This window comes from Pseudomonas sp. CK-NBRI-02 (assembly GCF_008124495.1).
GTDB classification, from domain to species: Bacteria; Pseudomonadota; Gammaproteobacteria; order Pseudomonadales; family Pseudomonadaceae; genus Aquipseudomonas; species Aquipseudomonas guariconensis.
Map to the genome: position 1 here is coordinate 23,269 of NZ_VSJH01000030.1, position 23,965 is coordinate 47,233.

The 23,965-nt window shown below is 61.6% G+C and carries 18 protein-coding genes; 10 read left to right on the forward strand and 8 right to left on the reverse strand.

The features are described 5' to 3' along the window. The 9 genes from DQ397_RS17685 to DQ397_RS17725 all read left to right on the forward strand — a co-directional run bounded on the left by DQ397_RS17685 (position 1) and on the right by DQ397_RS17725 (position 14,063). Complete coding sequence (locus tag DQ397_RS17685; protein ID WP_043210058.1) at positions 1-1,455, forward strand: sigma-54 dependent transcriptional regulator; 1,455 nt, start codon at positions 1-3, stop codon at positions 1,453-1,455. A gap of 913 nt (positions 1,456-2,368) precedes the next feature. Further along, complete coding sequence (locus DQ397_RS17690; RefSeq protein ID WP_043210060.1) at positions 2,369-3,757, forward strand: polynucleotide adenylyltransferase PcnB; 1,389 nt, start codon at positions 2,369-2,371, stop codon at positions 3,755-3,757. A gap of 2 nt (positions 3,758-3,759) precedes the next feature. Next, complete coding sequence (folK, locus tag DQ397_RS17695; protein WP_043210062.1) at positions 3,760-4,239, forward strand: 2-amino-4-hydroxy-6-hydroxymethyldihydropteridine diphosphokinase; 480 nt, start codon at positions 3,760-3,762, stop codon at positions 4,237-4,239. Positions 4,240-4,489: 250 nt separating this feature from the next. Beyond that, complete coding sequence (panB, locus tag DQ397_RS17700) at positions 4,490-5,290, forward strand: 3-methyl-2-oxobutanoate hydroxymethyltransferase (protein WP_043210064.1); 801 nt, start codon at positions 4,490-4,492, stop codon at positions 5,288-5,290. Continuing rightward, positions 5,287-6,150: a pantoate--beta-alanine ligase gene (panC, locus tag DQ397_RS17705; RefSeq protein ID WP_043210067.1), complete on the forward strand. Its 864-nt coding sequence runs from the start codon at positions 5,287-5,289 to the stop codon at positions 6,148-6,150. The genes panB and panC overlap by 4 nt, the downstream gene beginning before the upstream one ends. Before the next feature lie 141 nt (positions 6,151-6,291). Next, complete coding sequence (gene pgi, locus DQ397_RS17710) at positions 6,292-7,956, forward strand: glucose-6-phosphate isomerase (RefSeq protein WP_043210071.1); 1,665 nt, start codon at positions 6,292-6,294, stop codon at positions 7,954-7,956. A gap of 256 nt (positions 7,957-8,212) precedes the next feature. Next, on the forward strand, positions 8,213-10,147 hold the full coding sequence (gene acs, locus DQ397_RS17715) for an acetate--CoA ligase (RefSeq protein WP_043210073.1): 1,935 nt from the start codon (positions 8,213-8,215) through the stop codon (positions 10,145-10,147). A gap of 31 nt (positions 10,148-10,178) precedes the next feature. Continuing rightward, positions 10,179-11,048, forward strand: a complete 870-nt coding sequence (locus DQ397_RS17720; protein WP_043210159.1) for an oxygenase MpaB family protein — start codon at positions 10,179-10,181, stop codon at positions 11,046-11,048. A 78-nt stretch (positions 11,049-11,126) separates the two neighbouring features. Continuing rightward, complete coding sequence (locus tag DQ397_RS17725; RefSeq protein ID WP_043210075.1) at positions 11,127-14,063, forward strand: DUF748 domain-containing protein; 2,937 nt, start codon at positions 11,127-11,129, stop codon at positions 14,061-14,063. 119 nt (positions 14,064-14,182) lie between these two features. Here the strand turns inward: DQ397_RS17725 and DQ397_RS17730 are convergent, their stop codons facing one another. Next, positions 14,183-14,596: a VOC family protein gene (locus DQ397_RS17730; protein ID WP_043210077.1), complete on the reverse strand. Its 414-nt coding sequence runs from the start codon at positions 14,594-14,596 to the stop codon at positions 14,183-14,185. A 60-nt stretch (positions 14,597-14,656) separates the two neighbouring features. Between DQ397_RS17730 and DQ397_RS17735 the strand changes: the two genes are divergently transcribed. Further along, on the forward strand, positions 14,657-14,971 hold the full coding sequence (locus DQ397_RS17735; RefSeq protein ID WP_043210080.1) for a putative quinol monooxygenase: 315 nt from the start codon (positions 14,657-14,659) through the stop codon (positions 14,969-14,971). A 111-nt stretch (positions 14,972-15,082) separates the two neighbouring features. Here DQ397_RS17735 and DQ397_RS17740 read toward each other — a convergent pair whose 3' ends face one another. From DQ397_RS17740 to nusA, 7 genes are all read right to left on the reverse strand, one after another. Further along, positions 15,083-15,436, reverse strand: coding sequence for a BON domain-containing protein (locus tag DQ397_RS17740; protein WP_043210081.1), 354 nt, complete (start codon positions 15,434-15,436; stop codon positions 15,083-15,085). A gap of 256 nt (positions 15,437-15,692) precedes the next feature. After that, complete coding sequence (gene pnp, locus DQ397_RS17745; protein WP_043210083.1) at positions 15,693-17,798, reverse strand: polyribonucleotide nucleotidyltransferase; 2,106 nt, start codon at positions 17,796-17,798, stop codon at positions 15,693-15,695. Between the two features lie 251 nt (positions 17,799-18,049). Further along, the gene (gene rpsO, locus DQ397_RS17755; RefSeq protein ID WP_011532144.1) at positions 18,050-18,319 is read right to left on the reverse strand and encodes a 30S ribosomal protein S15; all 270 of its coding nucleotides are present in this window, start codon (positions 18,317-18,319) and stop codon (positions 18,050-18,052) included. A 149-nt stretch (positions 18,320-18,468) separates the two neighbouring features. Further along, positions 18,469-19,386 (reverse strand): tRNA pseudouridine(55) synthase TruB, encoded by a 918-nt coding sequence (gene truB, locus DQ397_RS17760; RefSeq protein WP_043210085.1) that lies wholly within the window; start codon positions 19,384-19,386, stop codon positions 18,469-18,471. A 3-nt stretch (positions 19,387-19,389) separates the two neighbouring features. After that, positions 19,390-19,788, reverse strand: coding sequence for a 30S ribosome-binding factor RbfA (gene rbfA, locus DQ397_RS17765; protein WP_043210088.1), 399 nt, complete (start codon positions 19,786-19,788; stop codon positions 19,390-19,392). Positions 19,789-19,903: 115 nt separating this feature from the next. Beyond that, a complete protein-coding gene (gene infB, locus DQ397_RS17770; RefSeq protein ID WP_043210090.1) occupies positions 19,904-22,438 on the reverse strand; it encodes a translation initiation factor IF-2 in 2,535 nt (844 codons plus the stop codon). A 27-nt stretch (positions 22,439-22,465) separates the two neighbouring features. Beyond that, complete coding sequence (nusA, locus tag DQ397_RS17775; RefSeq protein ID WP_043210092.1) at positions 22,466-23,947, reverse strand: transcription termination factor NusA; 1,482 nt, start codon at positions 23,945-23,947, stop codon at positions 22,466-22,468. Positions 23,948-23,965: the final 18 nt, after the last annotated feature.

Below are 23,965 nucleotides of genomic sequence, written 5' to 3' on the forward strand. Positions count from 1 at the left end.
ATGCCGCACATTCTGATCGTCGAAGACGAAACCATCATCCGCTCGGCCTTGCGTCGACTGCTCGAGCGGAACCAGTACCAAGTCAGCGAAGCCGGCTCGGTGCAGGAAGCCCAGGAACGCTTCAGCATTGCCACCTTCGACCTGATCGTCAGCGACCTGCGCCTGCCCGGCGCCCCGGGCACCGAGTTGATCAAGCTCGGCCAGGGCACACCGGTGCTGATCATGACCAGCTATGCCAGCCTGCGCTCGGCGGTCGATTCGATGAAAATGGGCGCGGTGGACTACATCGCCAAGCCCTTCGATCACGACGAGATGCTCCAGGCCGTGGCGCGCATCCTGCGCGACCGGCAGAACGCCCCGGCACCTGCCGCCGTCAGCGCCGCCGAGCCGCGCGCCAACGGCAAGGCAGTCGCCGCCGACAAGGCCAGCCCGGCCTCGGCCAACGGCGAGATCGGCATCATTGGCTCGTGCCCACCGATGCAGGACATGTTCGGCAAGATCCGCAAGGTCGCGCCTACCGACTCCAATGTCCTGATCCAGGGTGAATCCGGCACCGGCAAGGAGCTGGTCGCCCGCGCCCTGCACAACCTGTCGCGTCGCGCCAAAGCCCCGATGATCTCGGTCAACTGTGCGGCCATCCCGGAAACCCTGATCGAGTCCGAACTGTTCGGCCACGAGAAAGGCGCGTTCACAGGTGCCAGCGCAGGCCGTGCCGGCCTTGTCGAAGCGGCCGACGGCGGTACGCTGTTCCTCGATGAAATCGGCGAGCTGCCACTCGAAGCCCAGGCCCGCCTGCTGCGTGTGCTACAGGAAGGCGAGATCCGTCGGGTCGGCTCGGTGCAATCGCAGAAGGTCGATGTCCGTCTGATAGCCGCGACCCATCGCGACCTGAAGAACCTGGCCAAGGCAGGGCAGTTCCGCGAAGACCTTTATTACCGCCTGCACGTGATTGCCCTGAAGCTTCCGGCCCTGCGCGAGCGCGGCAGCGACGTCAACGAAATCGCCGATGCCTTCCTGGCCCGCCAGAGCGCTCGCATCGGCCGAGACGATCTGCACTTCTCCGCCGAGGCCGAGCAAGCGATCCGTCATTACAGTTGGCCAGGCAACGTACGCGAGCTGGAAAACGCCGTGGAGCGCGCGGTGATTCTCAGCGAGAGCGCGGAAATCTCCGCTGATCTGCTGGGCATCGACATCGAGTTGAGCGGCCTGGAGGACGAAGGGCCGTTCGACACCGCTCCGGCCGTGGCCGGCGCCGGTACCAACAACGCCAGCCATGAACCAACCGAGGACTTGTCCCTGGAAGACTACTTCCAGCATTTCGTCCTCGAGCATCAGGATCACATGACCGAGACCGAGCTGGCCCGCAAGCTGGGCGTCAGCCGCAAATGCCTGTGGGAACGACGTCAACGCCTGGGTATTCCACGGCGCAAGAGCAATGCCACTAGCGACAATTGATCCGCCCCTCCCCGCTACAGAGGCAGGAGGGTTTTCTCCTGCCTGCGCCTTCCTCCCCAAAACACCACGCAGCTCGTGAGAAACCCACTTTCTTGTGGTGCTCACTCGCGCCTATTCGTGGACGAACCCGCTCCTACAGGTACAGCGTGTCGATGAATGCGCCACGAAACCTGCGGGAGCGGGTGCCGCCACGAAGAAACCTACTCGCCGCACTGACACCGGCGTTGCCGGTGTTCCTCGGTAACAGCGCAGTTGCCCAAGGAATCTGTTACCCCACCCGCCCAGGCGTAACATCAGCCGAGGCGTACGGTAACGAAATTTCGACATTTTCTGCATGACACCGAAAGCACAGAACCCGCAAAGCCTTGATTTTGCTGGGTTTAGCAAAGTTGGCACGGCACCTGCTATATGTCTGGTACAAGAACAATAACAAGCACTGCAATCCAGAATAAGAACAAGACGAAACGGCTCACGCACAATAAAAACAAGACGGCGGAGGCGCAGCTAACTGATTCTTTTGGAGAGGAGTTGTGTTTGGGGCTTGCCCCACAGCCAGGCAGAGAACAACAAAAACTGCACTAAAAAGCAGCGCCTGAACTGGTTGGATCGAACGATCAGCATAACATCAGCGACCAAAGCAATCCGTTTGCTCTTCACCCCCGGGTTGGGGGTCGTCCACAAGCTTTGAGATTTGTGGGCAGGGCATCAACAAAAACAAGAAGCCCGGCAGAAAAACAATAAGAGCACGCAACGACTTTCCTGGGGAGCTTCGGCTCCCCATGTCGTTTCTCCCCCTCCAGCATCACCGCCAAAGCAGCGCCTACACCATTCCCCGAGTAAATGCTAGAATCCCCGCCCATCATGCGGCCATTCTCCTATTCTTGGCCGAACATTCCTTCAAACAGTGCATCCCATGCTGAAGAAGCTGTTCCAGTCGTTCCGTCCTCCTATCCGTGGTCAGCACCACAGGCGCACCACGCCTGAAGTGATCAACAAGAGCCAGCACTCGCTGCAACGCAGCCAGTTCAGCCGCCACGCGGTGAGTATCGTCGAGCGCCTGCAAAGCGCCGGTTACCAGGCCTATCTGGTCGGCGGCTGCGTCCGCGACCTGCTCCTGGGTATCAATCCCAAGGATTTCGACGTCGCCACCAGTGCCACTCCTGAGCAAGTCCGCGCAGAGTTTCGCAACGCTCGAATCATTGGCCGCCGCTTCAAGCTGGTCCACGTGCATTTTGGCCGTGAGATCATCGAAGTCGCCACTTTCCGTGCCCATCACTCCGAAGAAGATCAAGGCGATAGCCACCGCTCGTCGCACAATGCCAGCGGGCGCATTCTGCGCGACAACGTTTATGGCACCTTGGAAGACGACGCCCAGCGTCGTGACTTCACCATCAACGCGCTGTACTACGACCCGGTCAGCGAACGCATCCTCGACTATGCCAACGGCGTGCACGATATCCGCAACCGCCTGCTGCGCCTGATCGGTGATCCTACCCAACGCTACCAGGAAGACCCGGTGCGCATGCTGCGAGCCGTGCGCTTTGCCGCCAAGCTCGATTTCGGCATCGAAAAGCACACGGTTCAGCCGATCCGCGACCTGGCTCCGCTACTGCGAGAGATCCCGCCAGCGCGCCTGTTCGAAGAAAGCCTCAAGCTGTTCCTTTCCGGCCAAGGCGCAATCACCTTCGAGATGCTGGTGGACCTGCACCTATTCGACCCACTGTTCCCGGCCAGCGCCCATGCGCTGGAAGAACGCCCGACCTACACCCATACCCTGATCAGCCAGGCGCTGTCCAACACCGACCTGCGGGTCAAGCAAGGCAAGCCGGTCACCCCGGCCTTCCTGTTCGCCGCCCTGCTCTGGCCTGCGCTGCCGGGCCGCGCCCTGTACCTGCAAAGCCAGGGTGTGCCGCCGATTCCGGCCATGAACAACGCCGCCCACGACCTGATCGCCGAACAATGCGCACGCATCGCGATACCTAAGCGTTTCACCCTGCCGATCCGCGAGATCTGGGACATGCAGGAGCGTCTGCCACGCCGCAGTGGCAAGCGCGCCGACATGATGCTCGACAACCCACGCTTCCGCGCCGGCTACGACTTCCTGTTACTGCGCGAAAGCGCTGGCGAGGAAACCGACGATCTGGGCCAATGGTGGACAGACTATCAGGACGCCAACGACAGCGAACGTCGCGACATGATCCGTGACCTGGGCAGCCGCGACGACGGTGCCGGTGCCGCGCCCCGCAAACGCAAGCGCAGTGGCAGCAAGCGCAAGCGCAGCGGCGACGAAAACTGGGATTGAACATGACGACCCGCGCCTACATTGGCCTGGGCAGCAATCTGGCCGAGCCCGCCGAACAATTGCGAAGCGCCCTGCAGGCGCTGGACAACGTCGAAGGTACCCGCCTGGCAGCCACCTCGGCTTTCTATACCAGCGACTCCCTGCTCCCCGGCCAACCGCGCTACACCAATGCCGTGGCCGCCGTGGACACCCATCTCGCGCCACTGGCGTTGCTCGACGCCCTTCAGGCCATCGAGCTTGACCAAGGCCGCGAGCGCAAGGAGCGCTGGGGGCCCCGTACCCTCGACTTGGACGTCCTGTTGTTCGGCGACCAAGTCATCGACGTGCCACGCCTCAAAGTCCCGCACTACCACATGCAGGCGCGCCCTTTCGTGCTCTATCCCCTGGCTGAGCTGGTACCCGCCGATTTCCACCTTGCCGACGGCCGTAGCCTGGCGCAATTGCTTGAGGCCTGCCCCTTCGTGGGTCTGGAACGCCTGTAATCCGGGCGTTTCGGACAACGGTAACGCCAGTAACACCCTGATCGTAACAATGCGGTAACAGGGTGATTGACTTCCCCCCCCTCGCTCACGACTATAGGCGTCCCGTGGCACCAAAGTGCCGCCTTTTTACCTATTTAGGCTCGGACGGACCTGTGCCCGAACATCACACACGATGATGTGCCGCTCCGGAAGATGATTACACGCGTTGTACGCAGTCGTTTTTCACAGCGCCTGAACGAGGATTTCCTACATGCCTGAAGTAACCCTGACCACCCTGCACGGCCTCAAGGCCAAGGGTGAGAAAATCGCCATGCTGACGTGCTACGACGCGACCTTCGCCAAGGCCGCCTGCGCAGCCGGCGTGGAAATACTGTTGGTGGGTGACTCCCTGGGCATGGTCCTGCAGGGCCATGACAGTACCCTGCCGGTCACGACCGCCGAAATGGCCTACCACACTGCCTGCGTCAAGCGTGGCAACGAGGGCGCCCTGATCCTCGCCGACCTGCCGTTCATGGCCCACGCCACACCTGAGCAGGCTTTCGCCAACTGCGCCACCCTGATGCAGGCCGGCGCCCACATGATCAAGCTCGAAGGCGCCGCCTGGCTGGCCGAGACCATCCGCCTGCTGGCCGAACGTGGCGTGCCAGTGTGCGCGCACATGGGCCTGACTCCGCAGACCGTCAATGTGCTAGGCGGCTACAAGGTTCAGGGCCGCCAGGAAGCCCAGGCTCGGCAAATGCGTGCCGACGCCATCGCCCTGGAACAAGCCGGTGCGGCCATGCTGCTGCTGGAGTGCGTGCCCAGCGACTTGGCCGCCGAGATCACCCAGGCGGTAAGCATTCCGGTCATCGGTATCGGAGCCGGCAGCGCCACCGACGGTCAGGTGCTGGTCCTGCATGACATGCTCGGGCTATCCCTGAGCGGGCGTGTGCCCAAGTTCGTGAAGAACTTCATGGAAGGCCAGCCGGATATTCACAGCGCCCTGGCTGCCTACGTGCAAGCGGTCAAGGCAGTCAGCTTCCCAGGTAGCGAACACGGGTTCAGCGCATGAATACAGTCAAGACCGTCCGAGAACTGCGCGCCGCCGTGGCACGCGCCCGCGGCGAAGGCAAGCGGATCGGCTTCGTGCCGACCATGGGCAACCTGCACAGTGGCCATGCCGCACTGGTGACCAAAGCCGCCCAGCGTGCCGATTTCGTGGTCGCGAGCATCTTCGTCAACCCGCTGCAGTTTGGCGCCGGCGAAGACCTGGACAAATATCCCCGTACCCTCGCCGCCGACCAAGAGCGCTTGCTCGAAGCTGGGTGCCACCTGCTGTTCGCGCCCACCGTCGAGGAGATGTACCCCGACGGCATGGCAGTGCAGACGCGCGTCAGCGTGCCGCAACTGTCCGAAGGCTTGTGTGGCGCCAGCCGCCCTGGACACTTCGAAGGCGTCGCCACCGTGGTCAGCAAGCTGTTCAACATGGTCCAGCCCGACCTTGCAGTGTTCGGCGAAAAGGACTTCCAGCAGTTGGCGGTGATCCGCGCCATGGTGCGCGACCTGAACATGCCGATCCAGATCATCGGCGAGCCCACCGTGCGCGCCGAGGATGGCCTGGCGCTGTCATCGCGCAACGGCTACCTGAGCCCGGAGCAGCGCGCTGCTGCGCCTGCGCTGTACCGAACCTTGAAGACCATGGCCGAGGCCATCACCAAGGGCCAGCGTGACTATCCCGCTTTGATTGCCGAGGGGCAGGTGCAACTGGTTGCCGCTGGGTTCCGCCCAGACTACCTGGAAGTGCGCCACGCCGTGACCTTGCGCCCGGCAATGATCGATGACCGCGACCTGGTGATCCTGGCTGCGGCCTACATGGGCACTACCCGCTTGATCGACAACCTGTACCTGCACCTGGACGAAAAGACTGCGTGATACCTGGGGCGGGAGCTCGTGAGGGGGCGCAAAGCCCCCCATTCCTTCCTGACAGCCAATGCCTATAATGATGGCCAGCCTGCAACTGCCAGCAACTGTCTGTTGTCCAAGGCCCATCACGCACCAAGGAAAGCATCCGCAATGGCGTATTACCGTACCCCCCACGATGTGACGGCACTGCCCGCCTGGCAGGCGCTCCAGCAACACCGCGACGCCATGCAGGGTTTCAGCATGCGCGAAGCCTTCGCAGCCGATCCCAAGCGCTTCGATCAGTTTTCCCTCAGCAGCTGCGGCCTGTTCCTCGACTACTCGAAAAACCTGATCACCGAGCAGACCCGCGATCTGCTGGTGAACCTGGCCAACCAGGTCGGGTTGGCCGATGCCATCAAGTCGATGTTCAGCGGCGAGATCATCAACGCCTCCGAAGGTCGTCCGGTCCTGCACACCGCCCTGCGCCGCCCGGTGGGCGACAAGCTCAGTGTCAATGGCGTCAATGTGATGCCGGAAGTACACAAGGTCCTCAACCAGATCACCGAACTGGTGGGCCGTATCCATGACGGCCTGTGGCGCGGTTACAGCGAAAAGCCCATCACCGACGTGGTGAACATCGGTATCGGCGGCTCCTTCCTGGGGCCGGAGCTGGTCTCCGAAGCCTTGCTGCCCTACGCCCAGCGTGGCGTGCGCTGCCATTACCTGGCGAACATCGACGGCAGCGAGTTCCATGAGCTGTCGGCCAATCTGCGTGCCGAAACCACCCTGTTCATCGTCTCGTCCAAATCGTTCAACACCCTCGAAACCCTGAAGAACGCCACCGCCGCGCGTACTTGGTACCTGGCCCAGGGCGGTTCCGAGGCCGAGTTGTACCGCCACTTCATCGCGGTATCGAGCAACAAGGCTGCCGCCGTGGCCTTCGGTATGCGCGAAGAGAATATCTTCCCGATGTGGGATTGGGTGGGTGGGCGCTACTCGCTGTGGTCGGCCATCGGCCTGCCGATCGCACTGGCCATCGGCACCGCAAACTTCAAGGAGCTGCTGTCCGGGGCCTACACCATGGACCAGCACTTCCAGACCACGCCGTTCGATAAGAACATGCCAGTGCTGCTGGCCCTGCTGGGCGTGTGGTACGGCAACTTCTGGGGCGCCCAGAGCCACGCGATCCTGCCGTACGACCATTACCTGCGCAATATCACCAAGCACCTGCAGCAGTTGGACATGGAATCCAACGGCAAGAGCGTGCTGCAGGACGGCACCCCGGTGAAAACCGATACCGGTCCAGTGATCTGGGGCGGCGTCGGCTGCAACGGCCAACACGCCTACCACCAGCTATTGCACCAGGGCACCCAGTTGATCCCGGCCGACTTCATCGTCCCGGTGGTGAGCTTCAATCCGGTGGCCGACCACCACCAGTGGCTGTACGCCAACTGCCTGTCCCAGAGCCAGGCGCTGATGCTCGGCAAGACCCGCGAGGAAGCCGAGGCCGAATTGCGCGCCAAAGGCCTGAATGAAGCGGACATCGAGAAGCTGGCACCACACAAGGTGATTCCGGGCAACCGCCCGAGCAATACCTTGGTGGTAGAGCGCATCAGCCCTCGTCGCCTCGGTGCGCTGGTGGCCATGTACGAACACAAGGTGTTCGTACAGAGCGTCATCTGGGGTATCAATGCCTTCGACCAGTGGGGCGTGGAGTTGGGCAAGGAGTTGGGCAAGGGCGTATACCAACGCCTGGTCGGCAGTCTGGAAGACAGCGCTGAGGATGGCTCCACCCAAGGCCTGATCAACTACTTCCGCGGTCGCCACCGCGGTTGATATAGGGTCGCTTTCACGGTGCTGCATATCACTCGCAGATGTGCCCAGCGCCCCGTGGGAGCGGCTTTAGCCGCGAGTGCCGACCCGGCCTGTGCCATGCACCGGTACGCCTGCTTCGCGGCTAAAGCTCCACAGCTACGCTGACCACGCAACTCAATCACCGGGGCGGCCCTCCAGGGAACACCCCTACCTTCTACACTGTCCATCGAATAGCCGCTGCAGTCCCTCGCCCCTCACAAGAGCAGGACAACCCGCCATGTTCGATATCCGCAACTACCCCCAGGCCCTGGCCGTGAGCCAGTCCGCCGCCCTCTCCCCCGACGACTACCAGCGTCTCTACCGCCAGTCGATCGAAGATCCCGATACCTTTTGGGCCGAACAGGCCAAGCGCCTGGACTGGATCAAGCCTTGGTCGAGTGTGCAGCAATGCGATCTGAAGACCGGCAAGGCGCGCTGGTTCGACGGTGGCCAGTTGAACGTCAGCTACAACTGCATCGACCGCCACCTGGCCACCCGCGGCCAGCAGACGGCGTTGCTGTGGGAAGGTGACGACCCCAAGGACGCCAAGGCCATCACCTACCGCGAGCTGCACCGCCAGGTCTGCCGTCTCGCCAATGCCCTGAAGGCCCGTGGGGTGAAGAAAGGCGATCGTGTGTGCATCTACATGCCGATGATCCCTGAGGCGGCCTATGCCATGCTCGCCTGCACCCGCATAGGCGCCATTCACTCGGTCGTGTTCGGTGGTTTCTCACCCGATGCCCTGCGTGATCGCATTCTGGACGCGGACTGCCGCACGGTGATCACCGCAGACGAAGGGGTTCGCGGCGCCAAGCGCATTGCGCTCAAGCAGAACGTCGACAAGGCCCTGGCCAGTTGCCCGGCGGTCAGCAGCGTGCTGGTGGTACGGCGCACCGGGGCCGATATCGCCTGGAGCGAGGGCCGTGATCTCTGGTATCACGAAGCCACGGAACAGGCCGATGACGACTGCCCGCCCGAGGCCATGGAAGCTGAAGATCCACTGTTCATCCTCTATACCTCCGGCAGTACCGGCAAACCCAAGGGCGTGCTGCACACCACCGCTGGTTACCTGCTGCAGGCCACGCTGACCTTCAAGGTGGTGTTCGACTATCGTGATGGCGAGGTGTTCTGGTGCACCGCCGATGTCGGCTGGGTCACTGGCCACAGCTATATCGTCTACGGCCCCCTGGCCAACGGCGCCATCTCGCTGATGTTCGAAGGCGTGCCCAATTACCCGGACACCTCGCGCTTCTGGCAGGTGGTCGACAAACATCAGGTGAACATCTTCTACACAGCCCCCACCGCCCTGCGCGCACTGATGCGCGAAGGTTCGGCGCCCCTACAGAACACCTCCCGACAAAGCCTGCGCCTGCTCGGCAGCGTGGGCGAGCCCATCAATCCGGAAGCCTGGGAATGGTACTTCGAGGCGGTGGGCCAGAAGCGCTGTCCCATCGTCGATACCTGGTGGCAGACCGAGACCGGCGGCATCATGCTCAGCCCGCTGCCAGGCAACACCCACCTCAAGCCGGGCTGCGCTACGCAACCTTTGTTTGGCGTGCAACCGGTGCTGCTGGACGAAAAAGGCAAGGTCATCGAAGGCCCAGGCGCAGGCCTGCTGGTGATCAAAGCCAGTTGGCCCGGGCAGATCCGCAGTGTCTATGGCGACCATCAACGCATGGTCGACACCTACTTCAAGCCCATGCCCGGCTACTACTTCACCGGTGACGGCGCCCGTCGCGATGCCGATGGCGATTATTGGATCACCGGGCGCGTCGACGATGTGATCAACGTTTCCGGCCACCGCATCGGCACCGCCGAAGTCGAAAGCGCTCTCGTGCTCCACGACAGCATCGCCGAAGCCGCCGTGGTCGGCTACCCGCACGACCTCAAGGGCCAGGGCATCTATGCCTTCATCACGCCCATGAACGGCGTCACCCCGGACGACACGCTCAAGAACGAGTTGCTGGCCTTGGTCAGCAAGGAGATCGGCAGCTTCGCCAAACCCGAGCTTATCCAGTGGGCGCCGGCATTGCCCAAGACCCGCTCGGGCAAGATCATGCGGCGTATACTGCGCAAAATCGCCTGCAACGAGCTGGACAACCTGGGCGATACCTCGACCCTGGCCGACCCGACCGTGGTCCAGGGCTTGATCGACAATCGCCTCAATCAATAGACGGCCGCCCATGGCGGCCTGCGGGACCGCCATGGAAGCCTTACGCCGCCGCATCGAAACTCAGGTCATGAGCCTCACCGGGCTGGCCCTAGGCCAGCTCGACCTGGAATCCCCCAAAGGTGACCCGGGCCTGTTCGGCCCGCAGAGCATCAGTTGGCAGGTGCACGGCGACTTCCCCAGCATGCTCGTCGGCGGTATCAGCGCCTTGATGCTGCAACTGCTGCACCCTTTGGCCCTGGCTGGGGTGTGGGACCATTCCAACTTCCGCCAGGACCTGCTCGGTCGCCTGCGCCGCACCAGCCAGTTCATCTCCGGCACCACGTTCGGCTCGACCCGCGATGCCGAATGGCTGATCGAAAAGGTCCGCACCATCCACCTCAAGGTGGTCGGCACCGCCCCCGACGGACGCCCCTATGCCGCCAGCGACCCCGACCTGCTGACCTGGGTCCATGTCGCCGAGGTCAGTAGCTTCCTGGCCGCCCACCTGCGCTACCGCAACCCCCATCTCAGCCGCGAGGCCCAGGACGCCTACTACAACGAGATCGCCCTGATCGCCGAACGCTTGGGGGCACGCGATGTACCGCGCTCGTGTCAGGCAGTCGAAGACTACTTGCAATGCATGCGCCCACAGCTGCTGTGCGACGCACGCAGTCATGAGGTGGTGGATATCCTGCTTGATGCCCCAGCTCCCAGCCGCATGGCGCAACCGGTCGGCAAATTGATGCTCAATGCCGGCATCGACCTGCTGCCGGACTGGGCCCGCGATATGCTCGATCTGCACCAGAATCCTCTTCAGCAGCGCATGATCCGCCTGGGCATCAATCGCATCGCTCCGGTGCTGCGCTGGGCCATGCGCAACGGCTCGGCACACCGGGCAAGACGGCGTATGGGACTCGAGTGAGGTTTTTGGTCGCTTCGTCGGAACCGTTTTAACGTGCCATACTCCAAGGCACCCCGCTTCAGACAGATGACGTCTTACATGCCCAAAGGATTGACGCGCGCCTTCGGCGCCATGCTGGCCCTCGTGGCCCTGTACAGCCTGCTTGGCTTTCTCATCATCCCCGGTGTCGGCCTGCGCATCGCCAACCAACAACTGGCGCAATACGCCACGGTGCCGGCACACCTGCAACGTATCGAGTTCAACCCGTTCAGCCTCGAGCTCACGCTCTGGGGTCTGCAGATCGGCGAACCGGGCAAGGAGCAGGTGGGCTTCGAACGCCTCTATGCCAACCTCTCGCTCGACAGCCTGTGGACCAAGGCCCTGCACTTGGAGGCTGTCGAGCTGGACAAGCCACGCAACGAGGTGCTGTTCGCCAAGGATGGCAGCCTCAACCTGACCCAGCTGTTCAAACTGCCGCCCAGCGAGCCCAAACCTGAGGAGCCCGCAGGCGACCCCTTCCCGCTGCGCATCGGCAGCATCAAGCTCAACGAAGGCTATTTGCACTTCCAGGACCTGCGACCGAGCGAACCCATCGAGTTCCTCTACGACTCCATGAACCTGGAACTGAAGAACCTCAGCACCCTGCCCGACGACAATGCCGACATGGCGTTGGTGGCCATTGGCCCCAATGGTGGACGCATCGACTGGAGCGGTACCCTGAGCCTGGCCCCTATCGCCTCCGAAGGAACCCTCAAGGTCACCGAAGGCAGGATGAAAGCCTTCTGGCCCTATGTGCGCGATGCGGTTCCCCTGGTGCTGGAAGAAGGCGTGGTCAGCTTGGACACTCACTACAAGCTCAATCTGTCCAAGGAAACCGAGCTGCTGCTGGACAACACCTCGGTGCGCGTCGCCCCCTTCGCCATCAAGGCACCGGACGGACGCCCGCTGGCGCGTCTGGCCAGTCTGGACGTGAGCGAAACTTCCATCGATTTGGCCAAACAACAGATCATCGTCGGCAAGATCCGCAGCGAAAAGCTCGAGACCTGGGCCGCCCTCGAACGCGACGGCCAGCTTGACTGGCAAAAGCTGTTCGCCAGTCAGCCGGCCAAGGCCACCCCGAAGGAAAAAGCCGAACCTGCCGCTGCCGAGCCGAGTGCCGAGGAAAAGGCCGCCAAGGAGCCGAGCAAGCCCTGGCAGGTGCTGCTCAAGGATGTGCAACTGCGCAACTATCAGGTACACCTGGCCGACCGTAGCCAGAAGGAGCCTGTGGCACTGGATGTGGGCCCGCTCAACGCCGACCTGCAGAACTTCGACAGCCTCAACCAGTCGCCCTTCACACTCAAGCTCGACACCGGGGTCGGCAAGCAAGGCAAGCTGCAGGCGGCCGGCCAAGTCAATCTGGCGCCGGTCACCGCCAAGCTGGATGTCAGCACCCGTGATATCGACTTGCGCGTGGCCCAGGCCTACATCAGCCCGTTCATCCGCCTGGAATTGCGCAGCGGCATGCTTTCCAGCGACCTGAAGGTCGATCTCAAGAGTACCGAACCACTGGCCTTCAGCGTCGGCGGCAAAGCCCAGGTCAGCCAGCTGCACACTTTGGACACCATCAAAAATCGCGACTTCGTCAAATGGCAGCAACTGGATCTGAGCGGTCTGTCGTATGTCCATGGCGATGCCCTGTCGATCGACAAGGTGGCGCTGTTGCAGCCCTATGCACGCTTCATCATCAATGAAGACCGCACCACCAACGTCGACGATCTGCTGATCCCTCAACCGGCCAGCGCACCCGCAACCAGTCAAACCAAGCCGGCCACTGCCAGCACTGACAAGCCGCTGGGCATCCGCATCGGTGGCATCGACATCAACGATGGCTCGGCCAACTTCGCCGACCTCACCCTGACCCCCAACTTCGCCACTGCCATCCAGCAGCTCAACGGCCAGATCGGCACCATCGACAACCGAAAGCCGGCACCGGCCAAGGTCGATGTGAAAGGCAAGGTCGATCGTTACGCACCGGTGACCATCAAAGGTGCGCTCAACCCGTTCAACCCACTGGCCAGCCTGGACATCGCCACCAGCTTCAAACGCGTCGAGCTGACCACGCTGACGCCCTACTCCGGCAAGTTCGCGGGCTTCCGCATCCGCAAAGGCCGACTGAACCTGGACCTGCACTACCTGATCACCAACGGCCAACTCAAGGCTGAAAACAAGGTGGTGGTCGAGCAGCTGCAGCTGGGTGAGAAGGTCGACAGCCCCGATGCCGTGGACCTGCCGATCCGCCTGGCAGTCGCCCTGCTCAAGGACACCGAAGGCAAGATCTCCATCGAGCTGCCGGTGACCGGCGACCTGAACAATCCACAGTTCAGCGTCATGCCGATCATCTGGCAAACCTTGCGCAATCTGGTGCTGCGCGCAGCCCAGGCACCGTTCAAGTTCATCGGCGGACTGATTGCCGGCGGTGGCGCCGAGGATCTGGGTAATGTGGCATTCGCGCCAGGCTCCAGCGACCTCAGTGCCGACGCCCAGTCCGCACTGGACAAACTGGCCAGTGCGCTCAAGGAGCGCCCGGAACTGCGCCTGGAAATCGAAGGCACCAGTGCTCAGAGCAGCGATGGCCCGCTGATCGCCAAGCAACGCCTGGAGCGCGAGTACCAAGCGACCTGGTACAAGATCCTCCAGCGCCGCGGCGACAAGGTGCCAGCCAATGCATCGATGCTGGTGGTCGACGACAGTGACAAACCGGCGATGCTCGAGGGTATCTACCGCGCTCGTCTCAAACAGCAACCTCCGGCCGAATGGCAACAACTGAGCCGCGACGAACGCACCGCCAAGCTGCACGATGCGGTGATCAAGTCCTGGGCTGAAAGTACCGCGCTGTTGCGTCAGTTGGGCCAAGATCGGGCTGGCAGCATCAAGGACTACCTGGTGGACAAAGGTCAGTTGGAAGACGACCGGGTGTACTTCATCGATACCAACCTGGGCCAGGCTGAAAACGATGGGCGGGTCATCACGCCATTGCACTTGGATGCCGAGTAGCCCGCCCCTGCAGGCACCTTGGGGTGCCCTTGGCCACCGGTGTCATCTTCGCGGGTAAACCCGCTCCTACAGAGGGTGTAGTGGCCCTGTAGGAGCGGAGCTACCCGCAAACCCTACCTTCAGACCAGCCGCTGTCCGGAAACCGCCGGGTGATACAGCGGCTGCACCTTGTTGCCGGCCGGGTCGAGGACATGGAAGCTACGCGCACCATCGCCATGATCGAATGGGCGATCCAGCAGGGTCACACCGTGCGCCTTGAAGTACAGGTACCAAGCGTCCAGCTCCTCCACGCTGTCGACAATGAACCCATAGTGGTCCAAGGTCTGCAAGCCGTTAGCCGCACCCGCACCGCGCCCCAGGGACAGGTTGTCGTTACCGCAGGTCAGGTAGACCAGATCTTCGTGAGCCCGGTGCAGCACTTCCATACCAAGCAGGTCGACGTAGAAACGTTCGCACTCTTCCAGGTTGGGAACCAGCAGGGCGAGATGACGCAGACCATTCAGACGGCCAGGACGGGCAGGAAGATCAGACATGGACGCGGCTCCTTATATGTATACAATTTGCGAGCAAATTTAAAACAAAAGGATCGCTTTGTGTACAGCCTCTTCATCAAGACCCGTGTAAAGAACGGCAGCGCTGAACAATTTCTGAACGCCATCAAGGTCAATGCGGCGGCCTCGGTGGCCAATGAGCCAGGTTGTCTGGTGTTCGATGTGTCACAGGACCGTCTCGATCCGGACGTGATCTACCTCTATGAGATCTATCGCGACGACGCCGCGTACGAGGCGCACACCCAAACCGCGCATTTCCGTGACAGCCGGCCACTGGTGGAGCCGCTGATCGTCCAGCAGGAATGCTTCGAGAGTGATGTGATCACGTTCAACCCTGTGCGTTTGGGCGGTGAATGAAAGTCGAAGGCCGCTGTACGGCCCTGTCGCTCGCGTCAACGCTAGCGAAAGGGGCGCACAGCGGCCCTCGATGAAAAGGTGGCCAAATCCTTTTGGCCGACGGGACAATCCTTACTCGGTTTTCAGGCCGTCAGCCGACACAGCCTGGACACCCTTGATAGCCTTGGCGATGGCAATCGCCTGTTCTTTCTGCGAGGCGGTGATCGCCACGTCAGAAGACAGGGAGACCACACCCTTATTGGTTTCGACCTTGATGTCGCTGCCAGGGATGCCTTTCTCTGTCATCAGGTCGGCCTTCACTTTGGTGGTGATCCAAGTGTCTTTAGTCTCTTCCTTGGCCTTGGTCACTTCACCGGCCGCCAGCGTCATTGGGGACGACTGGGCGGGCTGCTGGGCAAATGCCGCATTAGCCATGGTCAGAGTCAGGGCGGTGGCAGTAGCGGCAGCAATGGCGAATTTCTTCATGTGAGTCACTCCTGTTGTTCGAAAGGTCTGCGCCGTGGTTCCTGGCAGCAGGTAAACCTACCGTTGCATGTGCTGTGCCAGCTTTTCCGGATAAAAAATCTCTTTAAATTCAAATAGTTAAAATAATCGATTCGGATTGCGATCGTGCAATTTGCAAGGCCAGGCAAAATCCTGCATGCAAGATGCAAGTGGACCAAGGAAAAATCGAGGCGAAAAAAAAGGACCCTATTGGGTCCTTTCTTTCGCCTGAAGAGGCTTAGACGCCGGAGGCCTTGGCAGCCGCAACGTCCTTGATCGACAGTTTGATACGGCCGCGGTTGTCCACGTCCAGTACCAACACTTCGACTTCCTGACCTTCTTTCAGAACGTCAGTGACCTTCTCTACACGCGCATCGCTGAGCATGGAGATGTGCACCAGACCATCTTTGCCCGGCAGGATGTTGACGAAGGCGCCAAAGTCGACGATGCGCTCGACCTTGCCCAGGTAGATCTTGCCGATCTCGGCTTCAGCGGTAATGCCCAGGATGCGCTGCTTGGCCGCTTCGGCCGCTTCCTTGGTCTCGCCGAAGATCTTGATCGAACCGTCGTCTTCGATGTCGATCGAAGCCTTGGTCTCTTCGCAGATAGCGCGGATGGTCGCGCCGCCTTTGCCGATGACGTCACGGATCTTGTCGGTGTCGATCTTCATCGCCAGCATGGTCGGTGCGTTGGCCGACAGCTCGCTGCGCGACTGGGCGATGATCTGATTCATCTGGCCGAGAATGTTCAGGCGCGCTTCCAGGGCCTGGCCCAGGGCGATTTCCATGATCTCTTCGGTGATACCGTTGATCTTGATGTCCATCTGCAGTGCGGTAACGCCTTTGGCGGTACCAGCAACCTTGAAGTCCATGTCGCCCAGGTGGTCTTCGTCACCCAGAATGTCGGTCAGGACTGCGAACTTGTCGCCTTCCTTGACCAGACCCATGGCGATACCGGCTACAGGCGCCTTCATCGGTACGCCTGCATCCATCAGTGCCAGGGAGGCACCGCAGACCGAGGCCATGGAGCTGGAGCCGTTGGACTCGGTGATTTCCGATACGACGCGGATGGTGTATGGGAACTCGCTGTCGCTCGGCAGCATGGCCTGGACGCCACGACGAGCCAGACGGCCGTGGCCGATTTCACGACGGCCAGCGCCGCCCATGCGACCGCACTCGCCTACCGAGAACGGTGGGAAGTTGTAGTGCAGCATGAAGGCGTCTTTCTTCTCGCCTTCCAGGGTATCCAGCAACTGGGCATCACGGGCAGTACCCAGGGTCGCGACGACCAGGGCCTGGGTTTCGCCACGGGTGAACAGGGCCGAACCGTGGGTCTTGGGCAGAACGCCGACTTCGATGTTCAGCGGACGCACGGTGCGGGTGTCACGGCCGTCGATACGCGGCTTGCCGTTAACGATGTTCTCGCGGACGGTGCGGTATTCCAGTTCGCCGAAGATGTCCTTGATTTGGCCGGCGGTCGGGCCGGTTTCTTCATTGGACAAACGGGCGACGGCCTGGTCGCGCAGCTCACCCAGACGGTTGTAGCGATCGGCCTTCAGGGTGATGGTGTAGGCCTGGGAGATGGCCTCGCCGAACTCGGCGCGCACCAGGTTCAGCAGCTCGGTGTTGGCTGGGGCTGGCTGCCAGTCCCAAGTCGGCTTGCCGGCTTGGGCAGCGAATTCCTTGATGGCCTGGATCACGGCCTGGAACTCGTCGTGAGCGAACAGCACAGCGCCCAGCATCTGGTCTTCGGTCAGCTCTTTGGCTTCCGATTCAACCATCAGTACAGCGGATTCGGTACCGGCCACGACCATGTCGAGGCTGGAGGCTTCCAGTTGCTCGTACGTTGGGTTCAGCAGGTAGCCGGTGCTTTCGTGGAAGGCAACGCGGGCTGCGCCGATCGGGCCTTCGAACGGGATACCGGAGATGGCCAGGGCAGCCGAAGTACCGATCATCGCAGCGATGTCCGGATCGGTCTTCTTGCTGGTGGAAACCACGGTGCAGACAACCTGCACTTCGTTCATGAACCCTTCAGGGAACAGCGGGCGGATCGGGCGGTCGATCAGGCGCGAAGTCAGGGTTTCTTTCTCGGAAGGACGGCCTTCACGCTTGAAGAAGCCACCTGGGATCTTACCAGCGGCGTAGGTCTTTTCCTGGTAGTGCACGGACAGCGGGAAGAAGCCCTTGCCTGGATCTGCCTGCTTGGCACCGACCACGGTCACCAGCACGGTGACGTCGTTGTCGACGGTGACCAGCACGGCGCCGGTCGCCTGGCGGGCAATGCGGCCCGTCTCGAGGGTTACGGTCGACTGACCGAACTGGAATTTCTTGATTACCGGGTTCACGGTTTCCTACCTTTTTTCAGTGGCTCTGGGGGGAACTTGTTCTTGCGAATTCTTGGGCAGAACGGGGAATCGGCCCCATTGACCGTCCAGATACAACACGAGGCTGGGAGCCTGGCCGCTGCGCGGTAAAACCGCTCAGCACAACCAGGCTGCCAACCTCGGAGATACGCGTGGCGTGCCTGACGCGAGTGCTGCCAGGCAGCACTCCCGAAACCTGCGACACGCCATGCACACCACTGGCCAGGACGCTATTAGCGACGCAGACCCAGGCGACCGATCAGGGCGCTGTAACGAGTGGTGTCTTTGCCCTTCAGGTAGTCCAGCAGCTTACGACGCTGGTTAACCATACGGATCAGACCACGACGGGAGTGGTGGTCTTTCTCGTTGGCCTTGAAGTGGCCTTGCAGCTTGTTGATGTTGGCGGTCAGCAGAGCAACCTGCACTTCCGGGCTACCGGTATCGCCGGCGGCTTGCTGGTATTCGGCAACGATCTGAGCTTTTTCTTCAACGCTGAGGGCCATTTGGCTTCTCCTGATAAACGGATCCCGCGGACGGTCTCCAATAGGCCAGGGACGAATCCCTGTATTAATGAGTAGAGGTGTGACCGTGCCTATTAACAGCCACCCTCGGTTCCGTACGCTTGGGCCAGGGCTTGGACGTACGGTTTCGATCATTCCGACCGAATCAGTCGACGCGGCGCAATACGCCCGTCTTCGCTCACCTCACCGATACCGATGAAGCGTTCATTGTGATCCTGTACTCGGACCATGCCGAACTGAGGCGCATCCGGCGCACGAACCGCCTGGCCATGCAGCCAGTAGAACGCGCTGTGCTCGGAGAGACGCACCAGTGGCCAATCCTGCAATCCGCTGTCGGACGGCATCAGGAAGCGATCAAGCGCTTCGTTGCCACCTTCGGCGTGGGCCTGCTCGAGCTCATCGAGGGTCACGGTCTGTGCCAGCTCGAAGGGGCCGGCCTGGGTACGGCGCAGTTGCGCGACGTAGGCACCACAGCCCAACGCCTCACCGATATCCTCCACCAGGGTGCGGATATAGGTGCCTTTGCTGCAACCGACCGACAGGCGAACCCGAGTGCCTTCGCACTCGATCAACTCCAAGCGGCTAATAGTAACAGAACGCGCCTCGCGCTCCACTACCTCTCCTGCACGTGCCAGCTTGTACAGCGGCTGGCCGTCACGCTTGAGGGCCGAGTACATCGGCGGTACCTGACTGATTTCACCGCGAAATCGTGGCAAAACAGCTTCGATATCTGCACGACCAACGGTCACATCGCGGGTTTGCAAGACCTCGCCTTCGGCGTCGGCGGTACTGGTAGTCTGCCCAAGTTGCATGACTGTCTCGTAGCCCTTGTCGGAGTCGAGCAGGTACTGGGAGAACTTGGTAGCCTCGCCGAAGCACAACGGCAGCACGCCAGTGGCCAACGGGTCGAGGCTACCGGTATGGCCAGCCTTCTCGGCATTGAGCAGCCAGCGGACCTTCTGCAACGCGGCGTTGGAGGTGAACCCCAACGGCTTGTCGAGCAGGATGATGCCGCTTACGTTGCGGCGGATTCGTTTGACCTGAGCCACCGATTACTCCTCGGCGTCCGGCTTGTCGGCATCCTTGTGCAGGCGATCTTCCGCCACTGCACGCTCGATCAGCGCCGACAGGTGGGCACCGCGGCTGACGCTCTCATCGAAGTGGAAATGCAGCTGCGGTACGCTGCGCAGTTGCATGACACGCCCCAGGTGCAGGCGCAGGAAACTCGCTGCACTGTTGAGGGCCTTGAGGGTCTGCGGCACGGCATCGGCGCCATCCTGGCCCATGACGGTGATGAAGACCTTGGCATGGCCCAGGTCACGGCTGACATCCACGGCGGTGATGGTCACCAGGCCGACACGCGGATCCTTGACTTCACGACGGATCAGTTCGGCCAGCTCGCGCTGCATCTGATCGCCGATGCGTTGGGTACGGCTATATTCTTTTGCCATTCTTGCTACCTGTAACTAAAGCGGCAAACGCCCGGACAGGCTGGAGCCTGACCGGGCGTTACCTTCAGAGGCGCCGCAAACCGCCCAAGGGCGGGGCTTGCGCCCGGCACGGCCCTTACAGGGTACGTGCCACCTGGACTTTCTCGAAGACTTCGATCTTGTCGCCGACCTTGACGTCGTTGTAGCTCTTGACGCCAATACCGCACTCCATGCCCGAACGAACTTCGGCAGCATCGTCCTTGAAGCGACGCAGCGATTCCAGTTCGCCTTCGAAGATCACCACGTCCTCGCGCAGTACGCGGATCGGACGGTTGCGGTACACGGTACCCTCGATGACCATACAGCCAGCGATGGCGCCGAACTTCGGCGAGCGGAACACGTCACGTACTTCGGCGACACCCAGGATGTTCTCGCGAACATCGCTGCCGAGCATGCCGGTCAGGGCCTTCTTGACGTCTTCGATGATGTCGTAGATCACGTTGTAATAACGCATATCCAGACCTTCCTGCTCGACGATCTTGCGCGCACCGGCATCGGCACGAACGTTGAAGCCGAACAGCACCGCGTTGGACGCCAGCGCCAAGTTGGCATCGCTCTCGGTGATACCACCGACACCGCCACCAATCACGCGCACCTGAACTTCGTCGTTGCCCAGGCCCGACAGCGAGCCCTGCAGCGCTTCCAGAGAACCACGCACGTCGGTCTTGAGGACGATGTTGAGCGTCTTCTTCTCTTCCTGACCCATGGTCTCGAAGATGTTTTCCAGCTTGCCGGCGTGAGCACGGGCCAGCTTGACCTCGCGGTACTTGCCCTGACGGAACAGGGCGACTTCACGGGCTTTCTTCTCGTCGGCGACCACGGACAGCTCGTCACCGGCTTCCGGAGTGCCGTCCAGACCGAGAATTTCGACCGGGATCGACGGGCCGGCTTCCTTCACAGGCTTGCCGTTCTCGTCGAGCATGGCACGCACGCGGCCATAGTTGGAGCCGCACAGGACCATATCACCCTGACGCAGCGTACCGTCCTGAACCAGGATGGTAGCGACCGGGCCGCGGCCCTTGTCCAGGCGCGACTCGACCACGACACCACGACCAGGTGCGGTTGGCGTGGCGGTCAGCTCGAGGATCTCTGCCTGCAGCAGCACGGCCTCGAGCAGTTCGTCGACACCGGTACCCATCTTCGCGGAAACCTTGACGAACGGAGTGTCACCACCCCAATCCTCGGAGGTCACGCCTTCAACAGCCAGTTCGTTACGAATGCGATCGATGTCGGCACCCGGCTTGTCGATCTTGTTAACCGCAACCACCAGCGGAACACCGGCAGCCTTGGCGTGTTGGACGGCTTCGCGGGTCTGCGGCATCACGCCGTCGTCCGCCGCCACTACCAGGATCACGATGTCGGTGGCCTTGGCACCACGGGCACGCATCGCGGTGAACGCGGCGTGGCCAGGGGTGTCGAGGAAGGTGACCATGCCACGATCGGTTTCGACGTGGTAGGCACCGATGTGCTGGGTAATGCCGCCGGCCTCGCCTGCAGCAACCTTGGCACGACGGATGTAGTCGAGCAGCGAGGTCTTACCGTGGTCGACGTGACCCATTACGGTCACTACCGGTGCACGCGGCTCGGTCTCGCCTTCGAACTTCAGCGATTCTGCCAGGGAGTCTTCCAGAGCGGTGTCGCTGATCAGGGTCACCTTGTGGCCCAGTTCTTCGGCTACCAACTGAGCGGTTTCTTGGTCGAGCACCTGGTTGATGGTGACCGGGGTCCCCAGCTTGAACATGAACTTGACGACTTCGGCGGCCTTGACCGACATCTGTTGTGCAAGTTCGGAAACAGTAATCGTCTCGCCGATGGTCACGTCACGGATGACTGGACCGGTCGGGTTCTGGAAACCATGCTGGTTGCGCTTCTTCGGTTTGCCTTTGCCACCACGACCGCGACGGAAACCATCGCTCTCTTCGTCGGTGGTACGTGGGGCCGCGCGAGGGGTCGGCGCCTTTTCCTTTTCCTTGACCTTGACCTTGATGGAAACGCGCGGGGCTTCGCCACGGCGCTCACCACCACGACGGTCTTCGTCACGGACACGGCTTTCGTTGCGACGAGTCTCGTCCTTCTTGCGCTCAGCGGCACGCGCAGCGGCATCTTCGGACGCAGGTGCCTCGGCAACAACCGGAGCCGGGGCCGCTACCGCTGCAGGCGCAGCTTTCTCGACAGGCGCTTGGGCTGCGGTTTCAGCCGCTTGACGACGCGCCTGCTCCTCAGCGCGCTGGCGAGCTTCGGCGTCCGCCTTCTCGCGTGCGGCATTCTCGGCTGCACGGCGCTCCTCCAGCTCGCGCTTCTGCTCAGCCTGGATTTCCTCCGGGCTGCGCTGCACGAATACTTTCTTCTTGCGTACTTCTACGCTGATGCTTTTGCTACCGGCGACACGCAGGGTGCTGGTGGTCTTGCGCTGCAAGGTGATCTTGCGCGGCTCTTCCGCCTTGCTCTTGTGGCTGCTTTTCAGATGAGTCAGCAAAACCTGCTTCTCGTTATCGGTCACTACCTGACCGGCGTCGGTGTGCGGCAGACCTGCCTCACGCATCTGCTGCAGCAGGCGCTCTACCGGTGCCTCGACCTCTTGGGCCAGTTCTTTCACCGTGACTTGCGTCATGCACTTCTCTCCTCAGGCCGCGCCTAATTACTCGAACCAATGGGCTCGGGCGGCCATGATCAACTTGCCGGCACGCTCTTCGTCGATGCCGTCGATGTCGAGCAGATCGTCAATCGACTGCTCGGCCAGGTCTTCGCGGTTAACCACGCCGCGCACCGCCAGTTCCGCCGCCAGATCCTTGTCCATACCCTCGAGGGAGAGCAGGTCGTCGGCCGGATGGGCGTCTGCCAGTTTTTCTTCGGTAGCGATGGCCTTGGTCAACAAACGGTCCTTGGCACGAGCGCGTAGCTCGTTGACGATTTCCTCGTCAAAGCCATCGATGTTGAGCATTTCTTCCAACGGTACGTAGGCAATTTCTTCGAGGCTGGTGAAGCCTTCGTCGACCAGCACTTGGGCCAGCTCCTCGTCGACTTCCAGTTCCTCGATAAAGTTGCGCAGGATGTCGCCGGTTTCTGCTTGTTGCTTGGCCTGGATGTCCTTCTCGGTCATCACGTTCAGGGTCCAGCCGGTCAACTGACTGGCCAGGCGAACGTTCTGACCACCACGGCCAATGGCTTGGGCCAGGTTGTCTTCGGCGACTGCGATGTCCATTGCATGGGCATCTTCATCAACGATGATCGCCGCGACTTCAGCCGGCGACATGGCGTTGATGACGAACTGCGCCGGGTTCTCATCCCACAGGACGATATCCACGCGCTCACCACCCAGCTCGCCGGATACGGCCTGGACGCGCGAACCACGCATGCCGATGCAGGCACCTTGCGGGTCGATGCGCTTGTCCTTGGAGCGGACGGCGATCTTGGCACGCGACCCCGGATCACGGGAGGCGGCCATGACTTCGATGAGACCTTCAGCGATCTCTGGCACTTCGATGCGGAACAGCTCGATCAGCATCTGCGGCGCGGTGCGCGACAGGATCAGCTGAGGGCCGCGGTTCTCGGTGCGGATTTCCTTGAGCAGTGCACGCAGGCGGACACCGACACGGAAGGTTTCGCGTGGGATGATGTCCTCGCGGGCCAGCAGGGCCTCGGCGTTGTTGCCAAGGTCAACGATGACGTTGTCGCGGGTCACCTTCTTGACGGTGCCGGAGATGATCTCGCCAACACGCTCACGGTAGGCATCGACCACCTGGGCGCGCTCGGCCTCGCGGACCTTCTGCACGATCACCTGCTTGGCGGTCTGGGCGGCGATGCGGCCGAATTCGATCGACTCGATCTTCTCTTCGATCACGTCTCCGACCTTGGCATCAGGGTGGGTCTCGTGGATCTTGCTCAACCAGGTTTCGATCGCCGGATCATCCAGATCGGCTTCGTCAACCACGGTCCAGCGACGGAAGGTCTCGTAGCTACCGGTGTGGCGGTTGATCTCCACACGCAGGTCGACTTCGTCCTCAAAACGTTTTTTGGTTGCAGTGGCCAGGGCCACTTCCAGCGCTTCGAAAATGACGCCGGGTGGTACACCCTTTTCGTTGGATACCGATTCAACAACCAGCAGTACTTCTTTGCTCATCGTACGCCTCGCCTTGCG

Coding starts and splice junctions, on each gene's coding strand:
- acs (WP_043210073.1), top strand. CDS start 8,213: ATGTTCGATATCCGCAACTACCCCCAGGCCCTGGCCGTGAGCCAGTCC.
- panC (WP_043210067.1), top strand. CDS start 5,287: ATGAATACAGTCAAGACCGTCCGAGAACTGCGCGCCGCCGTGGCACGC.
- pgi (WP_043210071.1), top strand. CDS start 6,292: ATGGCGTATTACCGTACCCCCCACGATGTGACGGCACTGCCCGCCTGG.
- DQ397_RS17725 (WP_043210075.1), top strand. CDS start 11,127: ATGCCCAAAGGATTGACGCGCGCCTTCGGCGCCATGCTGGCCCTCGTG.
- DQ397_RS17690 (WP_043210060.1), top strand. CDS start 2,369: ATGCTGAAGAAGCTGTTCCAGTCGTTCCGTCCTCCTATCCGTGGTCAG.
- rpsO (WP_011532144.1), bottom strand. CDS start 18,319: ATGGCCCTCAGCGTTGAAGAAAAAGCTCAGATCGTTGCCGAATACCAG.
- panB (WP_043210064.1), top strand. CDS start 4,490: ATGCCTGAAGTAACCCTGACCACCCTGCACGGCCTCAAGGCCAAGGGT.
- infB (WP_043210090.1), bottom strand. CDS start 22,438: ATGACGCAAGTCACGGTGAAAGAACTGGCCCAAGAGGTCGAGGCACCG.
- DQ397_RS17730 (WP_043210077.1), bottom strand. CDS start 14,596: ATGTCTGATCTTCCTGCCCGTCCTGGCCGTCTGAATGGTCTGCGTCAT.
- DQ397_RS17720 (WP_043210159.1), top strand. CDS start 10,179: ATGGAAGCCTTACGCCGCCGCATCGAAACTCAGGTCATGAGCCTCACC.
- DQ397_RS17740 (WP_043210081.1), bottom strand. CDS start 15,436: ATGAAGAAATTCGCCATTGCTGCCGCTACTGCCACCGCCCTGACTCTG.
- nusA (WP_043210092.1), bottom strand. CDS start 23,947: ATGAGCAAAGAAGTACTGCTGGTTGTTGAATCGGTATCCAACGAAAAG.
- folK (WP_043210062.1), top strand. CDS start 3,760: ATGACGACCCGCGCCTACATTGGCCTGGGCAGCAATCTGGCCGAGCCC.
- rbfA (WP_043210088.1), bottom strand. CDS start 19,788: ATGGCAAAAGAATATAGCCGTACCCAACGCATCGGCGATCAGATGCAG.
- DQ397_RS17685 (WP_043210058.1), top strand. CDS start 1: ATGCCGCACATTCTGATCGTCGAAGACGAAACCATCATCCGCTCGGCC.